Origin of the sequence: Falsiroseomonas ponticola (assembly GCF_016805305.1) — a bacterium.
GTDB lineage: Bacteria > Pseudomonadota > Alphaproteobacteria > Acetobacterales > Acetobacteraceae > Falsiroseomonas > Falsiroseomonas ponticola.
Genome location: NZ_JAERQN010000006.1, coordinates 312,402 through 326,992, shown reverse-complemented (window position 1 = coordinate 326,992; position 14,591 = coordinate 312,402). Strand labels below are relative to the sequence as shown.

Here is a 14,591-nt window from a genome sequence, read left to right as displayed (position 1 = left end):
TCAGGCGGCGGGGCGCGCTGCCGCCCCGGGCACCGGCACCGCCGGCAGTTCCAGCACCGCCACCCCCGCCTGCCGCGCCGCCAGCGCCGCCAGATGCGCGTGATGGGTGAACAGGATCACCTGCGTCACCTGCCCCAGCTGCCGCAGCAGCGTGATGGCCGCCGCCGCGCGCCCATCGTCGAAGGTCGCCAGCAGATCATCCGCGATGAAGGGCAGGGGCTCCGCCGCGGCTGCATGCGCCTCGATCGCCGCGACCCGCAGCGCCAGGTAGAGCTGGTCGCGCGTCCCCTCGCTCAGCTGGTCGATCGGGCAGGCGCTGCCATCCGCGCGCACGGCCTGCAGCAGGGTGCGGCCGTCATCCTGTTCCTCGGCCGCCAGCCGCGTGTAGCGCCCGGCTGTCAGCAGCGCGAAATGGTGGGTGGCGGCGCGCAGCATGGGGCCCTGCTGGTCCTGGCGCAGCCGCTCGATCCCCGCCTTCAGCAGGCGCCGCGCCATGTGCAGCCGGGCGTAGCGTTCCGCCGCCTCCTGCGCATCGGCCAGGTGCTGCTGCATGTCCTGCGCATGGGCGGCCGCGTCCCGCCCCGCCTCCAGCGCCGCCAGCCGGGCCCGCGCCGCCTGCTGTTCGGCGCCGAGTTCGGTGCGGCGCCCGCCGAGCGCCGCCTGCCGCGCCTCGATCGCCGCCAGGCGCAGCGCGGCCTGGTCGGGGTCGAAGCCCTCCACCTCCTCCCGCAGCTGGGCCTCGGGCAGGCCCTCGCCCTGGACATGCAGCGCGGCCCGCAGCGCCGCGACGCTGTCCGCCAGCGCGGCGCGCCGTGCCGCCTGGCGCACCGCCTCCTCCAGCCCCGGCAGCTGGTCGGTGCCGGCCAGGGCGTGCAGCCGCGCCAGCCCTTCCTCCGCCCGCCGCGCGGCCTCCCGCGCCGCCTCGGCCGCCGCCTCCCGCTCCCGGATCTGGGCCAGCAGGCCCTCCGCCGCCGTCTCCGCCTGGCGGGCCGCCGCCAGGCGCCGTGCGAGCTGCGCGGAAAGGGCCATCGCCTGGCCCTCGCCCACCGGCTCCCCGAGCGCCGCCGCCAGGGCCAGCGTCTCCCGCCCGAAGCCGGCGAGGGATTGTTCCATGGCCTCGATCCGCGCGGCGTTGGACTGCCAGGCGGTCGCGGCCTCCGCCACCGCGCCCCAGGCGGCCAGCGCCGCCTCCACCGCCTCCACCCCCGCCGTCGCGGCCAGGCCGAGCGCCTGCAGCGCGGGCTGCCAGCCGGCATCGGAATCGGCCAGCGCCGCCGCGGCATGGTCACGCGCCGCGCGGGCTTCCTCCAGCCGCTCGCCGGCCAGGCGCAGCGCCTCCGCCCGGTCCCGATGCGCGGCCTCCGCCGCCTCCGCCGCCGCGCAGGCCTCGGTGGCCTGTGCCAGCAGCGGCGCCAGCTCCGGCGCGGCGGGCGGGGTGGGCAGCAGGGGCAGCAGCACGGCGCGGGCGGCGTCACGGCGCGCGGAGGCTTCGTCCCGCTGCTGGCGCAGCGCGGCGGCGCGCTCCGCGAGGTCCAGCACCTTCGCCCGCGCGTCGCGCCATTGCAGCATGGCGGGCGGGGAGGCCGGGGCGATGCCGGCCGGCGCCCAGAGGTCCCGCCAGGCCTGCGCCGCCGCCGCCGCACCCTCCCGCGCCCGGGCCGCCGCCGCCGCCAGCCCCGGATGGCGGTCCCGCAGCAAGGCAAGGCGCGCCTCCTGCGTCGCATAATCGGTGACGCGCCCGGCATCGTCGGCGCGGGCATCGGCCAGGCGGTCGGCGGCGTCGCGCAGCGCCTCGAACACCTCGGCCGGGGCGCCGGCGGGCAGGGCGGCCCATTCCGCCGGCGCCGGCGGCGCGCCGCCTTCCAGCTGCCGGCGGATCAGCCGCCAGGCGGCATCGCGGCGGGCGCGGCTTTCGGCGATGGCGGCGGGGGTGGGCACCGTCTCCCCGCGCGCCAGCCGGGCCAGCGCCTCCTCCAGCGCGGCCATCTCCGCCGCCGCGCCCTCCAGCGCCCGGCCGGCCTCCTCCGCCGCCTGGCTTGCCGCCGCCATGGCGCGCGCGGCTTCCTCCGCCGTGGCGGGCAGGGGCAGGCGGCAGGCGGCGAGCGCGGCCGCATCCCCCGTCCAGAGGTCCAGCGCCGCCAGCGCCGCCGCGGCCCGCGCTTCCGCCTCCGCGGCGTCCCGCGCCAGGCGGGCGACCTCCCGGTCCAGCGGCCCTTCGGCGCGGACGGCGTCGATGGCGCGGCGCAGCGCGGCGGCCGGGGCCGGCGGGGGGAAGGCCAGCAGCGCCTGCCGTGCCTGTTCGTGGCGCCGTTCCGCGCCGCGCAGCGCCGTCGTCGCGCCTTCCAGCCGGGCCAGCAGCGTGGTGCGGCTGCGCAGCAGGCGCTGCGCCGCCTCCCGCTGCGCGGCGCGGGGCAGGGCCTCCCGCGCCCGCTCCGGCGGCAGATGCAGGCCGAGGCGTTCGGCCGCCGCTTCGATGCGCTGCGCCTGTTCCGCCGCCGCCTGCCGCACCCCCGGCAGGTCCGCCTGCGCGCCGAGTGCCGTGGCGCGCGCCTGGCCCAGCGCATCGATCGCGTCCTGCCGCGCCAGCACCGCGGCATCGCGCGGCAGCGCCGCCGCCTGCCCGGCCAGGCGCCGCGCCGCCGCATCCTCCCGCGCCTCGTCCTCCGCCGCCTTGCGCAGCGCGGCGGTCAGGCGGGCCAGCGTCTCCGCCGCATCGGCGGGCAGGGCAGGGGCCTCGGCCAGCGGTGCCAGTTCCGCCGCCTCCGCCGCCAGGCGGCGCAGCAGCGGCGCCACGGCGCGGGCGCGGCGAAGCCGAAGCTCCTCCCGCTTCAGCGTCGCTTCCTCGGCGATGATGGCGGTGAGTTCGGCCTCCGCGCGCCGCACCGCCTCCCGCGCCTCCTGCCATTCGGCGGGGCGGATGGTCGCGGCGTCCAGCGCGCGCTGGGCGGCGGCATAGGCATCGGCGGCGCCGGGCAGGCGGCGGCTGCGGTGGCGGGTGCCATGCAACTCATCCGCCTGGCGGTCCAGCCGGGCGAGGACCTGCTGCAGCCGCGGCACGCCCATGCCGGCCAGCAGCCCCTCGCCGGCGCCGCCGCCGCCTTCCGCCAGCGCCCGCCCATGTTCCCGCAGCCCGGCGCCATCCAGGCCGAAGGTGTCGCGGAACCGCTCCCGCCCCACGCCGCCCAGGAAGCGTTCCAGCGCGGCCTCCGGCAGCGGCGTCTCGTCCGGCGCCATCAGCGTGTTCTGCCGGCCCTTGCGGCGGAGGAAGCTGGCCCGCGTGCCGTCCCGCCCCATCACGGTGATGCCGAGCCGCAGCCGCCCCGTCTCATGCAGGAAGGCCTGCGCGCTGTTGTGCGGGAAGCCGTAGAGCGCATCGCCGATGGCCGAGAGGGCGGTGGATTTCCCCGCCTCGTTCGCGCCCAGCACCACATGCAGCGCGGCCTGTTCGGGAAAGGCCAGCCGCACATCGGTCAGGTGCCCGTAGCGCAGCAGGTCCAGCGCCAGCAGCCGCATCAGGCGCGTTCCTGCGCGATGGCGGCTTCCACCGCGTCCCAGGCCTCATCCGCCAGGCGGGCCAGGGCCAGCACGTCATCCGGCAGGTCGAGCGCGGCGCGGCCGGGCGCGGGCACCTTGCCCCGCACGGCGGCGAGGTCCGAGAGCAGGTCCTGCCGCAGGGCCTCATCCTCCAGCGCCGCCAGGAAGGCCGCGCGCAGCGGCGCCAGCGCGCCCGCATCCACGGCGCGGGGCGGGCTCGTGTGCAGCTTGATCTTCTCCAGCCACAGATGGCCCTCGGCCTCGATCGCCGCATTGGCGCACCAGGCGGCGATGTCGTCATGGCGGTCCGGCAGCAGGGCGTGCAGCGGCGTCTCCCCGGTGATGGTCAGGCGGGCCAGCAGCGCGCGGCCTTCCGCCGCCGCCAGCGCCGCCGTCACCGCGGCGCCGACGCGATCGACCAGCGCCGCCTCCTCCGCCCCCGTCGCATCGACGGCCAGCGAAGCCCAGCGCAGGCAATCGACGCTGCGATGCTCCACCGCCGTGATCCGCCCCTCCTCCACCGTCACCAGGGTGCAGCCCTTGGCCCCCGTCTCCCGCGCGTGCCGCCCCTGGAGGTTGCCGGGGAAGACGATCCAGGGCCGCTCATGCAGCACCTGGCGCAGATGGATGTGGCCGAGCGCCCAGTAGTCATAGCCCTTGTCCCGCAGCGCCTGCGGCGTGCAGGGGGCATAGGTCGCGTGCTCCCCGGGATCGTCGCCGGAGGTGTGCAGCACGCCGATGTTGAGCATCCCCGGCAGCGGGTCCGGATAGTCCTTCGAGAGGTCCTCCGGCACCGCGCGTTCCGGGAAGGAATGGCCGTGCAGCGCGACGCCGAATTCGGGCAGCCGGAAGGTCTCGCAGCGGCGCGACGAGAATTCGCGGACATTGGGCGGCGCGGGCAGGCGCTTGGTGATCAGGGATTGGGCGTCGTGGTTGCCCCGCAGCAGGAAGCAGGGGCGCGGCGCCAGGCGCTTCATCTGCTCCGCGAAGAACAGCCCCGTGGAGAAATCCTTCCAGTCCCCGTCATAGAGGTCGCCCGCGATGATGACGAAGGCGACATCCTCCGCGATCGCCAGGTCGATCATGGCGGCGAAGGCGCGGCGGGTGCAGGCACGCAAATCGTCCCGCAGCGGCTCCGCCCGCGCCATCAGCCCGGCCAGCGGGCTGTCCAGGTGGATATCGGCCGCGTGCAGGAATTTCATGCCGGCCCCGTGACGAAGGTTTCCCTTCCGTTTTCATCGCCCGGCTTGGCGCGGAGGGCAACCCCGCTATGAAGACGCGGTGTGGAGAGGGCCTGGCGGATGGCGGCGATGGCGAAGGAGGCTCGGGCCTGGGTGCGGCTGCCCTCGGGCCGGCGGCTCGACCTGCTGGCGCCCACCCCCTTCGACTGGACGGATGAGGATCTGGCCACGGGCCTGGCGCGGACCTTCCGCTGGGGCGGGCATTCCATCTGGCCGGGCGCGCCGCTCTCCGTCGCGCAGCATTCGCTGGCGGTCCTGGCGCTGCGCCGCGCCGCGAAGCCGGCGCCGGGCCGCGCGGAGGCCCGGCGCGAATTGCTGCATGACGCGGAGGAGGGGCTGACCAATTTCGACTGCATCTCCCCCCTCAAGCCCTTCCTCGGCCCGGGTTTCCTCCAGTTGCAGGAAAGGCTTTCCGCCGTCATCGCCACCCGCTACGCGCTGCCCGCCTGGGATGCCGGCTCGAAGAAGCTCCACAAGAAGCTCGACATCGCCATGGCGGCGGCGGAGGCGGTGCATGTCGCGGGCTGGTCGGCGCAGGAGGTGCGCGACACGCTCGGCATCCGTGCCGCGGTGATGGCGGCGGACCCGCTGGCCGCGATCCATGGCGGCGAACCCTGGCGCCCCTGGCCGCCCGAACTGGCCGCGGAACGCTTCCTGGCGGAACTCCGCCGGGTGGCGTGACCCTTGGCAGCCGCCTGGCGCGGGGCTAGTGGGGCCGCATGACCGATACCCTGCCCGACCGCCTCTCCGTCGATCCGCGCAGCCCCTACTACCAGGAGGCGTTGCTGGCCCGCGGCGTCGGCATCCGCTTCAACGGCGTCGAGAAGACGAATGTCGAGGAATACTGCGTCAGCGAGGGCTGGGTGCGGGTGTCCGTCGGCAAGGCGGTGGACCGCCGCGGCATGCCGCTGACGCTGAAGCTGAAGGGCACCGTCGAGCCCTATTTCCGCGACGAGGCTAATCCGCCCGCCTGAGGCAGCGATCCGCGGGTAGCGGCTGGCAGGCCGCGCCCCGCATGGCGCGCAGCCGCGCATCCTCGAAGGGATGCGCCGGCACCAGCCAGCCGCCCTCGTCATTCTCGTTCCAGGCATAGACCAGCGCCGTGCGCGGGGCCTGCCCCGCCGCGAAGGCGATGGCGCGGCGCAGATGCGCGGTGAGTTCCGCCGGCGTCGGCGCGGTGTAGAAGCGGTCCATCCCCTCGCCGGGGCGCTGCCAGCCCTCCCACGGCACGGGGTTCTGCACGCGCGGCCGGCGGTCCCAGCCCGTCATCGCCGTGGGCACCACGGGGATGCCGAGCGCCGCCTGCGCCGCCCAGCCGCGTTCCGCCGTCTGGGCCAGCGCCGCATAGGGCGCCGCCCGCGCGCCGGCCTGCCAGGCATAGGCGGAGACGCCATCGAGGCCGAGCAGCGGCACCCAGCGCCGCGCCTGGTCGGGCACCGGCGTCATCAGCACGATGAAGGGATCCCCCGCGCCGGCATCCCGCGCGCGGCGGCGGAAGCCATCCACCGCGGCGCGCAGCCCCGCGATGCCGCCCCAGGCCTCCGCGATCCCCTCATCCGAGAGGAAGCCGAGGAAATAGAGCGGCCTTCCGTTGACGCGCTGGCAGTCCGGATCCGCCAGCAGCGCCGGATGCGTCGCCAGCGCCTCCCCCGGCGCATCCTGCCGCCCCCATCGGACGGCCTCGCAGACCAGGGCGAACTTCACCCGGCTGCGGATCGCGCTGGCGCGGTACAGCCGGAAACCCTCGCTCATGGAGGCGGCGGCCGGGTAGCTCACGAAGGCCCAGAAATCGATCCCGGCGGCGGCCGCCAGCGCGATCTGCCGGTCCATCACCGCCTGGTCCGGCGGCGGCATCCGGATGGGCCCGCCATCGGCCGGCACCTGCGCGAAGAAGGGCGCGCGGTCGCGCCAGGACGCGGGGGTGAGGGCGCGTTCCACCGCCGCGGTCGGCACGGATCCTGGCGCGTACCAGGCATCCCAGCGGATGGCGCCGATCGCGACCGGCGCGCCATCCGCCCGCGCGGGCACGGCCAGGCCCGTGAGGCCCGCCAGCAGCGCGCGGCGCGAGAGCCTGATCCGCGCCGCCCAGGGATTCCGTGCCGTCATCGCAGGGGAGACCTGCCCGCGCCGCGGCCCCGCGGTCAAGCATCGCCCTTGCATGCGCGGGCATTGCGGCTAGGGTGCCCGCGATGGCGGCCTCCGATCCCTTCTGGCGCAGGAAGACCCTCGGCGCGATGACGCGCGCCGAATGGGAAAGCCTGTGCGATGGCTGCGGCCGCTGCTGCCTGCACAAGCTGCGGGACGAGGAGACGGAAGCCCTCCTCTGGACCCATGTCGGCTGCCGGCTGCTGGATGGCGCGACGGGTCGCTGCACCGACTACGCCAATCGCAAATCCCGTGTGCCGGACTGCGTCAAGCTCACCCCCGCCAAGGTCGCGGCGATCGACTGGCTGCCGCCGACCTGCGCCTATCGCCTGCTCGCCGAAGGGCGCGACCTGCCCTGGTGGCACCCGCTCGTCTCCGGCGATCCGGAGACGGTCCACCAGGCCGGCGTTTCCATCCGCGGCCGCATCGTGGCGGAACGGGATGCCGGCGCGCTGGAGGATCATGTCGTCGCCTGGCCGGGCCGCGTGCCCAAGGCGGCGAAGCCGATCCCGCCCGTTCGGCGCGGATCGGATACCGAACTTTGAAGGGAAGGACCCGGATATCATGAAGGACGCGCTTTTCGGCGGCATCAATGCCGCGGCCCTCACGGCGATGAATCCGGATCTCTCGCCGGACCTCGACACCTATGCCGCGCATTGCAAGTGGCTGCTGGCCAATGGCTGCAACGGCCTCGGCATCCTCGGCACGACGGGGGAGGCGAACAGCTTCGGCTTCGATGAGCGCAAGGCGATCCTGGAGGGCATCGTGGCCCGCGGCGTGCCCGCGACGCGCCTGATGCCCGGCACCGGCTGCGCCAGCCTGATGGACACGGTGGAGCTGACGAAGCACGCCAAGGCGCAGGGCTGCCGCGGCGTGCTGGTGCTGCCGCCCTTCTACTACAAGGCGCCGAGCGACGACGGCCTCTTCGCCTATTTCAGCGAAGTCGTGAACCGCGTCGGCGGCGGCATCGCCATCTACCTCTACCACTTCCCGCAGCAGAGCGCGGTGCCCTTCAGCCTCGACCTGATCGGCCGCCTGCTCAAGGCCTTCCCCGGCGTCATCAAGGGCGTGAAGGATTCCTCGGGCGACTACGCCAACATGAAGGCGATGATCGACAACTTCGCGAAGGACGGGTTCGAGGTCTATTCGGGCGCCGACAACTTCGTGCAGAAGATCCTGGCCGAGGGCGGCGCCGGCTGCATCACCGCCGCCGCCAACGTCAACGCCCGCTTCGGCCAGATCGTCTACCAGAAGCGCACGGGGCCGGAGGCCGATGCGGCGCAGGCCGTGCTGGATGCGACGCGCAAGGCCGCCACGGCGGTGGCGCTGATCCCCGGCCTGCGGGAGATCATCGCCCGCAGCACCGGCCATGATGGCTGGCGCGTGATCCGCCCGCCGCACCTGCCGCTGCAGGGCGATGAAGGCCAGAAGGCGTGGGACGCGATGCAGGCCGCGGGCGCGCTGCCGCTGGCGGGCATGGGGCTGAAGGCCGCCGCCGAATGAGCACCCCGCTCACCTGCCGCGCGCCGGCCACCGGCACGGTGCAGCTGGACGATGACAAGGTGCGCGTCACGCGCTGGGATTTCGATCCCGGCGCGGAGACCGGCTGGCATCGCCACGGCATGTCCTATGTCGTCGTGCCGGTCACCGACGGCACGCTGCTGCTGGAACTGCCGGGCGGCCAGACCGCGACGGCGGAACTCAAGGCCGGCGTCAGCTATGCCCGCGCCTTCGGCGTTGAGCACAACGTGGTCAATGCCGGGACCGCGCCGCTCTCCTTCGTCGAGGTCGAGATGAAGGCCTATGCGGGCTGAGGCTTCGCCAGCGTCACCAGGGCAAGCCCTGAGAAGATGAGGGCCGCGGCTGGCAGCGTCAGCCAGCCCGGCACCTCCCCGAACAGCAGGAAGCCGTAGAGCAGCCCGGCCAGCGTGATCAGGTAGGACACCTGGCTGGTCACCATCCCGCCCGCGCTGACCAGCAGGCGGAAGTAGAGCAGGTAGGCGGCGGCGGTGATCACGCCCTGCGCCAGCAGCAGCAATGCGATGCCGAGGCTCGGCGGCGGGCCGAGATGGCCGAGGGCCAGCGCCATCACCAGCACCGACGCGGCCGCGCCCACCAGCGTGCCCGCGGCCTGCGCCAGCGGCGTGCTGCCCGGCACGGCGAGCTTGACCGAGAGCAGGTTGGACGCCGCGTAGCAGACCGGCGTCAGCACCATCAGCGCGGCCCAGGGCAGCAGCGCGGGGTCGGGCAGCGCCGCGCCCGGCGCCATGGCCAGCGCCACGCCGGCCACGCAGAGCACCGCGCCCGCCACGATGCGCGGCGTCGCGCGCTCGATCCCTGCCATGGCGAAGAACACCGTGCTGAGCAGCCCCGACAGCGGCACCAGCAGCGCGAAGAGCCCGGCCGGCGCGCGCGAGAGCCCGGTGAAGGCGAAGAGGTTCGCGCAGGCGAGGCCGATGAAGCCGCCGCTGACGTAGTGGACCAGGTGCGGGCGCGTCCATCGCGGCATGTCGCGGCTGCGCGCGCAGACCGCGAGCAGCACGATGGCGCTGATCACCGCCGCGATGGTCGCGACGCCGAGCGGCTTCATCCCTTGCGCCATCGCGAGTTTCGCCATCGCCGGCGTCAGCCCCCAGCTGGCGCCGAGGGCGAGGAGCGCGAGCGCGATGGCGAAGCGTTGGGGCATGGACGTTAACAGTGTGGTGAAGCGAAGGATGTCAAGCGGTTGAATCGGACAACGCCTTCGCGCCATGGTGGGTCGATGCTCCCCGAGTCGGAACTCATCACGCTGCCCGCGCCGAAGGGCGCCCTGGCACCGCCGGCGCGTTGCCTCGTCCGCTGGCATTGCTCCACCCGCGCGCGCCGCGTCTCCATGCGCATCTGCCCGAAGCAGGGCGCCGTCGTCGTCATCCTGCCGCCCGGCAAGGGGCGCCGCGCGGGGCTCGCGCTGCTGCGCGAACACCGGGACTGGGTGATGGAACGCCTGGCGGCGCTGGCCCCCGCCGTGCCCTTCGCACCCGATGCCACGGTGCTGCTGGGCGGCGCGCCGCATCGCATCCGCCACGACCCCGCGGCACTCGGCGGCGCCTTCCTGGAAGGGCGCGACATCGTCGTGGCCGGCGATCCCGCCTTCCTGCGCCGCCGCGTCGGCGACTTCATGCGCGCGGAGGCGCGCCGCCGCATCCGCGCGCTGATCGGCCCGCATGCGGAGGCGCTGGGCGTGAAGCCGCGCGCGCTGCGGCTGAAGGATACGCGCAGCCGCTGGGGCAGCTGCGCGCCGGATGGCACGCTCGCCTTCTCCTGGCGCCTGGTGATGGCGCCGGACTGGGTGCTGGACTACGTCGTGGCGCATGAGGTCGCGCACCTCCGGGAGCTCAACCACTCCGCCCGCTTCTGGGCGCATGTCGCGCGCCTGACGCCCCATCGCGAGGATGCGGTGGAGTGGCTGCGGCTGGAGGGGCCGGCGCTCTTGCGCGTCGGCTGATCCGGGGCGACATGCGGCCTTCCAACCAGGAGGGCCGGCCATGACCGAGCGCATCATCCTCGTCACCGGCGCGACCGCGGGCTTCGGCCTTTCGATCGCGCGGCGCTTCGCGGCCGATGGCTGGCGCATCATCGCCACCGGGCGGCGGGGCGACCGCCTGGCCGCGCTGGTGGAGGAGCTGGGCCCCGCGCGCTGCCATTCCGTGCCGCTCGACGTGCGGGACCGCCGCGCGGTGCTGGCGGAGATCGAGGCGCTGCCCGGCAGCTTCCGCGCCATCGATGTCGTCGTGAACAATGCGGGCCTCGCCGCCGGGCTCGATCCCGCCCAGGGCGCGGACCTCGACGACTGGGACGCGATGGTGGACACCAACTGCAAGGGGCTGATGTATGTGACGCGCGCCGTGCTGCCGGGGATGGTGGCGCGGGATCGCGGACACATCGTCAATATCGGCTCGACGGCCGGCGAATGGCCCTATCCCGGCGGCAATGTCTATGGCGCCACCAAGGCCTTCGTCCGCCAGTTCAGCCATAACCTGCGCGCCGACCTCTTCGGCACGCAGGTGCGGGTGACGGAGATCGAGCCGGGCCTGGTCGGCGGCACGGAATTCAGCGCGGTGCGCTTCAAGGGCGATGCCGCCAAGGCCGCCGCGCCCTATGCGGGGACGGATCCGCTGACGCCGGAGGATATCGCGGATGCCGTGCACTGGGCCGTCTCCCGCCCCGCCCGCGTCAACATCAACACGATGCAGCTGATGCCGGTGGCGCAGAGCTTCGGGCCGCTGCGCGTCCACAAGGGCTGACCATGGCGCCGGAGCAGGGATCGCGCGCGCTGCGGCGCGTGGTGCGCGGCTTCACCGCCGCCACCATCGCCTCCATGGCCGCGGGCATCTGGCTGAGTGTCGCGACCACGGACTGGATGTGGTTCGCGCGCTCCGGCGCCATCATCACCGCGCTCGGCCTGGTGCTGGCCAGCCGCAAGGTGCTGATCGCGCGCGCCGACCTGATGGCGCTGCTGCAGGACATGGAACGCGTGGACGGCGCGGAGCGCACCGCGCGGCTCGAAAGCTTCAAGCGCCTGCAACGCGACCTCGATCGCCAGGTGATGGAGAAGGCGGGCTTCGCGCTGCTGATCCTCGGCACGCTGGTCTGGGGCTTCGGCGACCTGGTCGGGCGGATCTGAGACCCGCCCGACCCGGCCCCCCTACTTCGCCGCTTCCTCCAGCCAGGCGAGGATATCCGCGCGGTCCCGCGCTTCCTCCACGCCGCCGAAGGGCATGCGGTTGCCGCGCACCACCGCCTGCGGGTCCGCCATGAAGCCATCGAGGCTCGCGGCATCCCACACCACGCTGGCGCGGCGCATGGCGGGGGAATAGCGGAACTCCGCCACCGACCCCGCGCGCCGGCCGACCACGCCCTTCAGCGTGGGGCCGACGCCATTCTCGCCATCCAGCGAATGGCAGGCCTGGCACTGGGCATACAACTCCCGCCCCCGCGCCGCATCGCCGGCCTGGGCAGTCCCTGGGGCCCCGCCCGCCGCGGCCATCACGGCCGCGGCCAACAGCAACCCCAGCCTCATGCCGGCACCAGCGGGCCGGGGGCGCGGGCGTAGCGCGTCTTGATCGCATCCGCCGCCCAATAGGCCAGCGCGCCGACCGGGCCGGTCGGGTTGTAGGCGGCGTTGTGCGGGAAGACGCCGGCGCCGAGGACGAACAGGTTATGCAGCTGCCAGTGCTGCAGGTACTTGTTCACCACGCTCTCCCGCGGGTTCCGCCCCATGATGGTGCCGCCGGTGTTGTGCGTGCTCTGGTAGGGCACGGCGGACCAGCTGCGCCGCGGCCCCGCCGCATTCACGCTGGCCGCCCCCATGGTCGCCGCGATGCGGTTGATCACGCCGGCCACGTGTTCCGTCATCCGCACCTCGTTCGGCTTGTACTCGAAGGTCATCCGCATCAACGGCTGGCCGAAGACGTTGCGGTAGGTGGGATCGAGGTCGAGGAAATTGGCCCGGTTCGGCATGACGGAGCCGGAGGAGCCGATGGACATCGCGCCCTGGTACCATTTGCGCGTCGCGCGCTTCCATTCCGTGCCCCAGCGCGGCGTGCCGGCCGGAAGGGGGCGGTATTCGATGGGGCGGCCGTTGGACCCGCCGGCCGCGATGGTGCTGCCGCCGATGTAGTTGTGCGGCCGCCGGTCGAACTCCCAGTTGGTGTTGAAGTCGTCGATGTTCTGGCCCCAGGACCCCGTGGCGATGAAGGGGTTGAAGAACTTGTCCTCGAAGAACAGGGTCGCGCCGGTGCCGGTCTGGTAGCAGTAGTTCTTGCCGACCAGGCCTTCGCCCGTGCTCGGGTTGTACACCTCCCCGATCCCGGACCACATCAGCAGCGCGGCGTTGTTCAGGCCATAGGCGCCGAGGATCACCATCCCCGCGGGCTGCTCCAGCTCCTCCCCGTTCAGCATGTTGACGTAGGTGACGCCGGTCGCCTTCCGCCCGTCGCTGTCCTTGTTCACGCGCAGCACCCAGCTATGGGTGCGCAAGGTCACGTTCGGGTTGCGCAGCGCGGCCGGGATCACCGTGACGTTCGGGCTGCCCTTGGCATTGCTCTCGCAGCCATAGCGTTCGCAGAAGCCGCAATACTGGCAGGCGCCGAGCCGCGCGCCATCCGGGTTGGTGTAGGGCCGCGACGCATTGGCCGAGGGCCGGGGATGCGGGTTGTAGCCCATCTCCCGCGCCGCGGCGGCGAACATCACGCCCGACAGCGGATCCTCCAGCGGCGGCAGCGGGAATTCATTGGCGCGCGCATCCTCGAAGACATTGCCGCCGCGGATGCGCTGGCCGCGCAGGTTGCCCGCCTTGCCGGAGACGCCGGCCACCTTCTCGAACTTGTCGTAGTAGGGCTCCAGCTCCGCATAGGTGACGCCCCAGTCCTGGATGGTCATGTCCTCCGGGATATAGGCGCGGCCGTATTTCTCCTCGTATTTGCTGCGGATCTGCAGCTCCATGTCGCCCCAGCGCCAGGTGACGCCGTTCCAGTGCGACCCCGCGCCGCCCACACCCTCTCCGGGCAGGAAGGAGCCCAGGCGGCGCATCGGCAGCGCTTCCTGGTCCGGCGTGTTGCGGATGGTGAGCGTGTCCTGCGCCGTGTTCATCATCAGGTCGGTGCGGTTGCTGAAGCGCAGCTCGTCGCGGATGCGGGGGACCTGGAAATCCTCCTCCGGCCGCCGCATCGCGCCGCGTTCCAGCACCGTGACCTTCATGCCGGCCTCGGCCAGTTCCTTGGCCATGATGCCGCCGGTCCAGCCCATGCCGACGATGACGACATCCGTCTCGGGAAGCTTGCGTGCCATGGTCGTGCCTCCTCTCAGCTCATGTCGGCGATCGAGGTGTAGTCACCCTCGAAGCGCTTGTTGCGGGATGCGACGACGTGGTTGCGGTTGTTCTGGATGACGCCGGGGAAGCCCACCAGCTTCCAGCCGGCCTTGTCCTGGTTGCCGCCATAGATCGGGTCGCTGAACATGCCCTCCATGACGTTCTGGTAGACCATGCCCCAGAAGACGCGGGCGGGCAGGCCGTTGTCGAAGGTGACGCGCCCGGCATCGAGGTCGCGCAAGACCTGGTCGCGCTGCGCGGTGGTGAGCTGGTCGAAGGCCTTGCCCAGCGTCTTCACGCAATGCGCGTTCGTCGCCTCGATCCCCGCGCGCCAGAGCTGCGCCGGCGTCAGCGCCAGCTGGTAGCCCTGGTTCGGGTGGCCCTGCTTCCAGGGGCCCTGCATGTAGAGGCGATCGCCCTTGCCCCAGCCATCGGCCAGCGCGCGGTCGATGAAGATGTTGATGCCGACATCGGTGCCCTTGGGCGTCAGCTCGTCGGCGGGGATCATGGTGTCGACCAGCGCCTCGACGAAGGCGGCCTCATCGGGCTTGAGGTACTGGTACCCCGCGCCGGCCGGCGCCGAAGCCGCCGCTGGCGGGCTGGCCGCCGCGGTGCCCTGTGCCAGGACGGTGGCGCCCCCGCCCATGGTGGCGGAGGCCGCCGCCCCGCCCACCGCGGCACCCTTCAGGAATGCGCGGCGTTCCAGACCATTCTCGGTGGTCATGTCGTTTCCTTCCCCGTGGACGCTGGTCCGCCCGGGGACGGCCACGCCCTGTCCCGGCGCCGCGATCCGGCGCCGGTCCCACCATTCGGAAACTGTT

Annotated in this window: 15 protein-coding genes; 8 read left to right on the top strand and 7 right to left on the bottom strand. The window is 73.4% G+C overall.

The window, feature by feature from the left end; genetic code table 11:
- Complete coding sequence (locus JJI54_RS32795) at positions 1–3,513, bottom strand: AAA family ATPase (protein ID WP_203074700.1); 3,513 nt, start codon at positions 3,511–3,513, stop codon at positions 1–3.
- On the bottom strand, positions 3,513–4,736 hold the full coding sequence (locus JJI54_RS19400) for a metallophosphoesterase family protein (protein ID WP_203074699.1): 1,224 nt from the start codon (positions 4,734–4,736) through the stop codon (positions 3,513–3,515). The genes JJI54_RS32795 and JJI54_RS19400 overlap by 1 nt, the downstream gene beginning before the upstream one ends.
- Positions 4,737–4,844: 108 nt before the next feature.
- Here JJI54_RS19400 and JJI54_RS19395 point away from each other — a divergent pair, with 108 nt between their 5' ends.
- Positions 4,845–5,456, top strand: a complete 612-nt coding sequence (locus tag JJI54_RS19395) for an HD family hydrolase (protein WP_203074698.1) — start codon at positions 4,845–4,847, stop codon at positions 5,454–5,456.
- 38 nt (positions 5,457–5,494) lie between these two features.
- Positions 5,495–5,749: a DUF3297 family protein gene (locus tag JJI54_RS19390; protein WP_203074697.1), complete on the top strand. Its 255-nt coding sequence runs from the start codon at positions 5,495–5,497 to the stop codon at positions 5,747–5,749.
- Here JJI54_RS19390 and JJI54_RS19385 read toward each other — a convergent pair.
- On the bottom strand, positions 5,733–6,881 hold the full coding sequence (locus JJI54_RS19385; protein WP_203074696.1) for a glycoside hydrolase family 71/99 protein: 1,149 nt from the start codon (positions 6,879–6,881) through the stop codon (positions 5,733–5,735). The genes JJI54_RS19390 and JJI54_RS19385 overlap by 17 nt on opposite strands.
- A gap of 83 nt (positions 6,882–6,964) precedes the next feature.
- Between JJI54_RS19385 and JJI54_RS19380 the strand changes: the two genes are divergently transcribed.
- The 3 genes from JJI54_RS19380 to JJI54_RS19370 are packed head-to-tail and all read left to right on the top strand — an operon-like array spanning position 6,965 to position 8,734.
- A complete protein-coding gene (locus JJI54_RS19380; RefSeq protein WP_203074695.1) occupies positions 6,965–7,465 on the top strand; it encodes a YcgN family cysteine cluster protein in 501 nt (166 codons plus the stop codon).
- Positions 7,466–7,484: 19 nt separating this feature from the next.
- Entirely contained in the window at positions 7,485–8,423 is a 939-nt protein-coding gene (locus tag JJI54_RS19375) for a dihydrodipicolinate synthase family protein (protein ID WP_203074694.1), read from the top strand.
- Positions 8,420–8,734, top strand: coding sequence for a cupin domain-containing protein (locus JJI54_RS19370; RefSeq protein WP_203074693.1), 315 nt, complete (start codon positions 8,420–8,422; stop codon positions 8,732–8,734). Before JJI54_RS19375 ends, JJI54_RS19370 begins: the two co-directional genes overlap by 4 nt.
- Here JJI54_RS19370 and JJI54_RS19365 read toward each other — a convergent pair.
- Complete coding sequence (locus JJI54_RS19365; protein WP_203074692.1) at positions 8,722–9,606, bottom strand: DMT family transporter; 885 nt, start codon at positions 9,604–9,606, stop codon at positions 8,722–8,724. The two genes, JJI54_RS19370 and JJI54_RS19365, sit on opposite strands and share 13 nt — an antisense overlap.
- Before the next feature lie 75 nt (positions 9,607–9,681).
- Here JJI54_RS19365 and JJI54_RS19360 point away from each other — a divergent pair, with 75 nt between their 5' ends.
- From JJI54_RS19360 to JJI54_RS19350, 3 genes are read left to right on the top strand one after another with little or no spacing between them, the layout of a single operon-like run.
- The gene (locus tag JJI54_RS19360; protein ID WP_203074691.1) at positions 9,682–10,404 is read left to right on the top strand and encodes a M48 family metallopeptidase; all 723 of its coding nucleotides are present in this window, start codon (positions 9,682–9,684) and stop codon (positions 10,402–10,404) included.
- A gap of 40 nt (positions 10,405–10,444) precedes the next feature.
- Positions 10,445–11,203, top strand: a complete 759-nt coding sequence (locus JJI54_RS19355) for an SDR family NAD(P)-dependent oxidoreductase (protein WP_203074690.1) — start codon at positions 10,445–10,447, stop codon at positions 11,201–11,203.
- 2 nt (positions 11,204–11,205) lie between these two features.
- Positions 11,206–11,583 carry a hypothetical protein gene (locus JJI54_RS19350; protein WP_203074689.1) on the top strand — a complete coding sequence of 126 codons (378 nt, stop codon included), beginning with the start codon at positions 11,206–11,208 and terminating at the stop codon, positions 11,581–11,583.
- 21 nt (positions 11,584–11,604) lie between these two features.
- Here the strand turns inward: JJI54_RS19350 and JJI54_RS19345 are convergent, their stop codons facing one another.
- The 3 genes from JJI54_RS19345 to JJI54_RS19335 are packed head-to-tail and all read right to left on the bottom strand — an operon-like array spanning position 11,605 to position 14,494.
- Positions 11,605–11,967 (bottom strand): c-type cytochrome, encoded by a 363-nt coding sequence (locus JJI54_RS19345; RefSeq protein ID WP_203074688.1) that lies wholly within the window; start codon positions 11,965–11,967, stop codon positions 11,605–11,607.
- Between the two features lie 8 nt (positions 11,968–11,975).
- Positions 11,976–13,748, bottom strand: coding sequence for a GMC family oxidoreductase (locus JJI54_RS19340; protein ID WP_203074687.1), 1,773 nt, complete (start codon positions 13,746–13,748; stop codon positions 11,976–11,978).
- Positions 13,749–13,762: 14 nt separating this feature from the next.
- On the bottom strand, positions 13,763–14,494 hold the full coding sequence (locus JJI54_RS19335) for a gluconate 2-dehydrogenase subunit 3 family protein (RefSeq protein ID WP_203074686.1): 732 nt from the start codon (positions 14,492–14,494) through the stop codon (positions 13,763–13,765).
- Between the last annotated feature and the right edge of the window lie 97 nt (positions 14,495–14,591).

Coding starts and splice junctions, on each gene's coding strand:
- JJI54_RS32795 (WP_203074700.1), bottom strand. CDS start 3,513: ATGCGGCTGCTGGCGCTGGACCTGCTGCGCTACGGGCACCTGACCGAT.
- JJI54_RS19400 (WP_203074699.1), bottom strand. CDS start 4,736: ATGAAATTCCTGCACGCGGCCGATATCCACCTGGACAGCCCGCTGGCC.
- JJI54_RS19395 (WP_203074698.1), top strand. CDS start 4,845: ATGGCGAAGGAGGCTCGGGCCTGGGTGCGGCTGCCCTCGGGCCGGCGG.
- JJI54_RS19390 (WP_203074697.1), top strand. CDS start 5,495: ATGACCGATACCCTGCCCGACCGCCTCTCCGTCGATCCGCGCAGCCCC.
- JJI54_RS19385 (WP_203074696.1), bottom strand. CDS start 6,881: ATGACGGCACGGAATCCCTGGGCGGCGCGGATCAGGCTCTCGCGCCGC.
- JJI54_RS19380 (WP_203074695.1), top strand. CDS start 6,965: ATGGCGGCCTCCGATCCCTTCTGGCGCAGGAAGACCCTCGGCGCGATG.
- JJI54_RS19375 (WP_203074694.1), top strand. CDS start 7,485: ATGAAGGACGCGCTTTTCGGCGGCATCAATGCCGCGGCCCTCACGGCG.
- JJI54_RS19370 (WP_203074693.1), top strand. CDS start 8,420: ATGAGCACCCCGCTCACCTGCCGCGCGCCGGCCACCGGCACGGTGCAG.
- JJI54_RS19365 (WP_203074692.1), bottom strand. CDS start 9,606: ATGCCCCAACGCTTCGCCATCGCGCTCGCGCTCCTCGCCCTCGGCGCC.
- JJI54_RS19360 (WP_203074691.1), top strand. CDS start 9,682: ATGCTCCCCGAGTCGGAACTCATCACGCTGCCCGCGCCGAAGGGCGCC.
- JJI54_RS19355 (WP_203074690.1), top strand. CDS start 10,445: ATGACCGAGCGCATCATCCTCGTCACCGGCGCGACCGCGGGCTTCGGC.
- JJI54_RS19350 (WP_203074689.1), top strand. CDS start 11,206: ATGGCGCCGGAGCAGGGATCGCGCGCGCTGCGGCGCGTGGTGCGCGGC.
- JJI54_RS19340 (WP_203074687.1), bottom strand. CDS start 13,748: ATGGCACGCAAGCTTCCCGAGACGGATGTCGTCATCGTCGGCATGGGC.
- JJI54_RS19335 (WP_203074686.1), bottom strand. CDS start 14,494: ATGACCACCGAGAATGGTCTGGAACGCCGCGCATTCCTGAAGGGTGCC.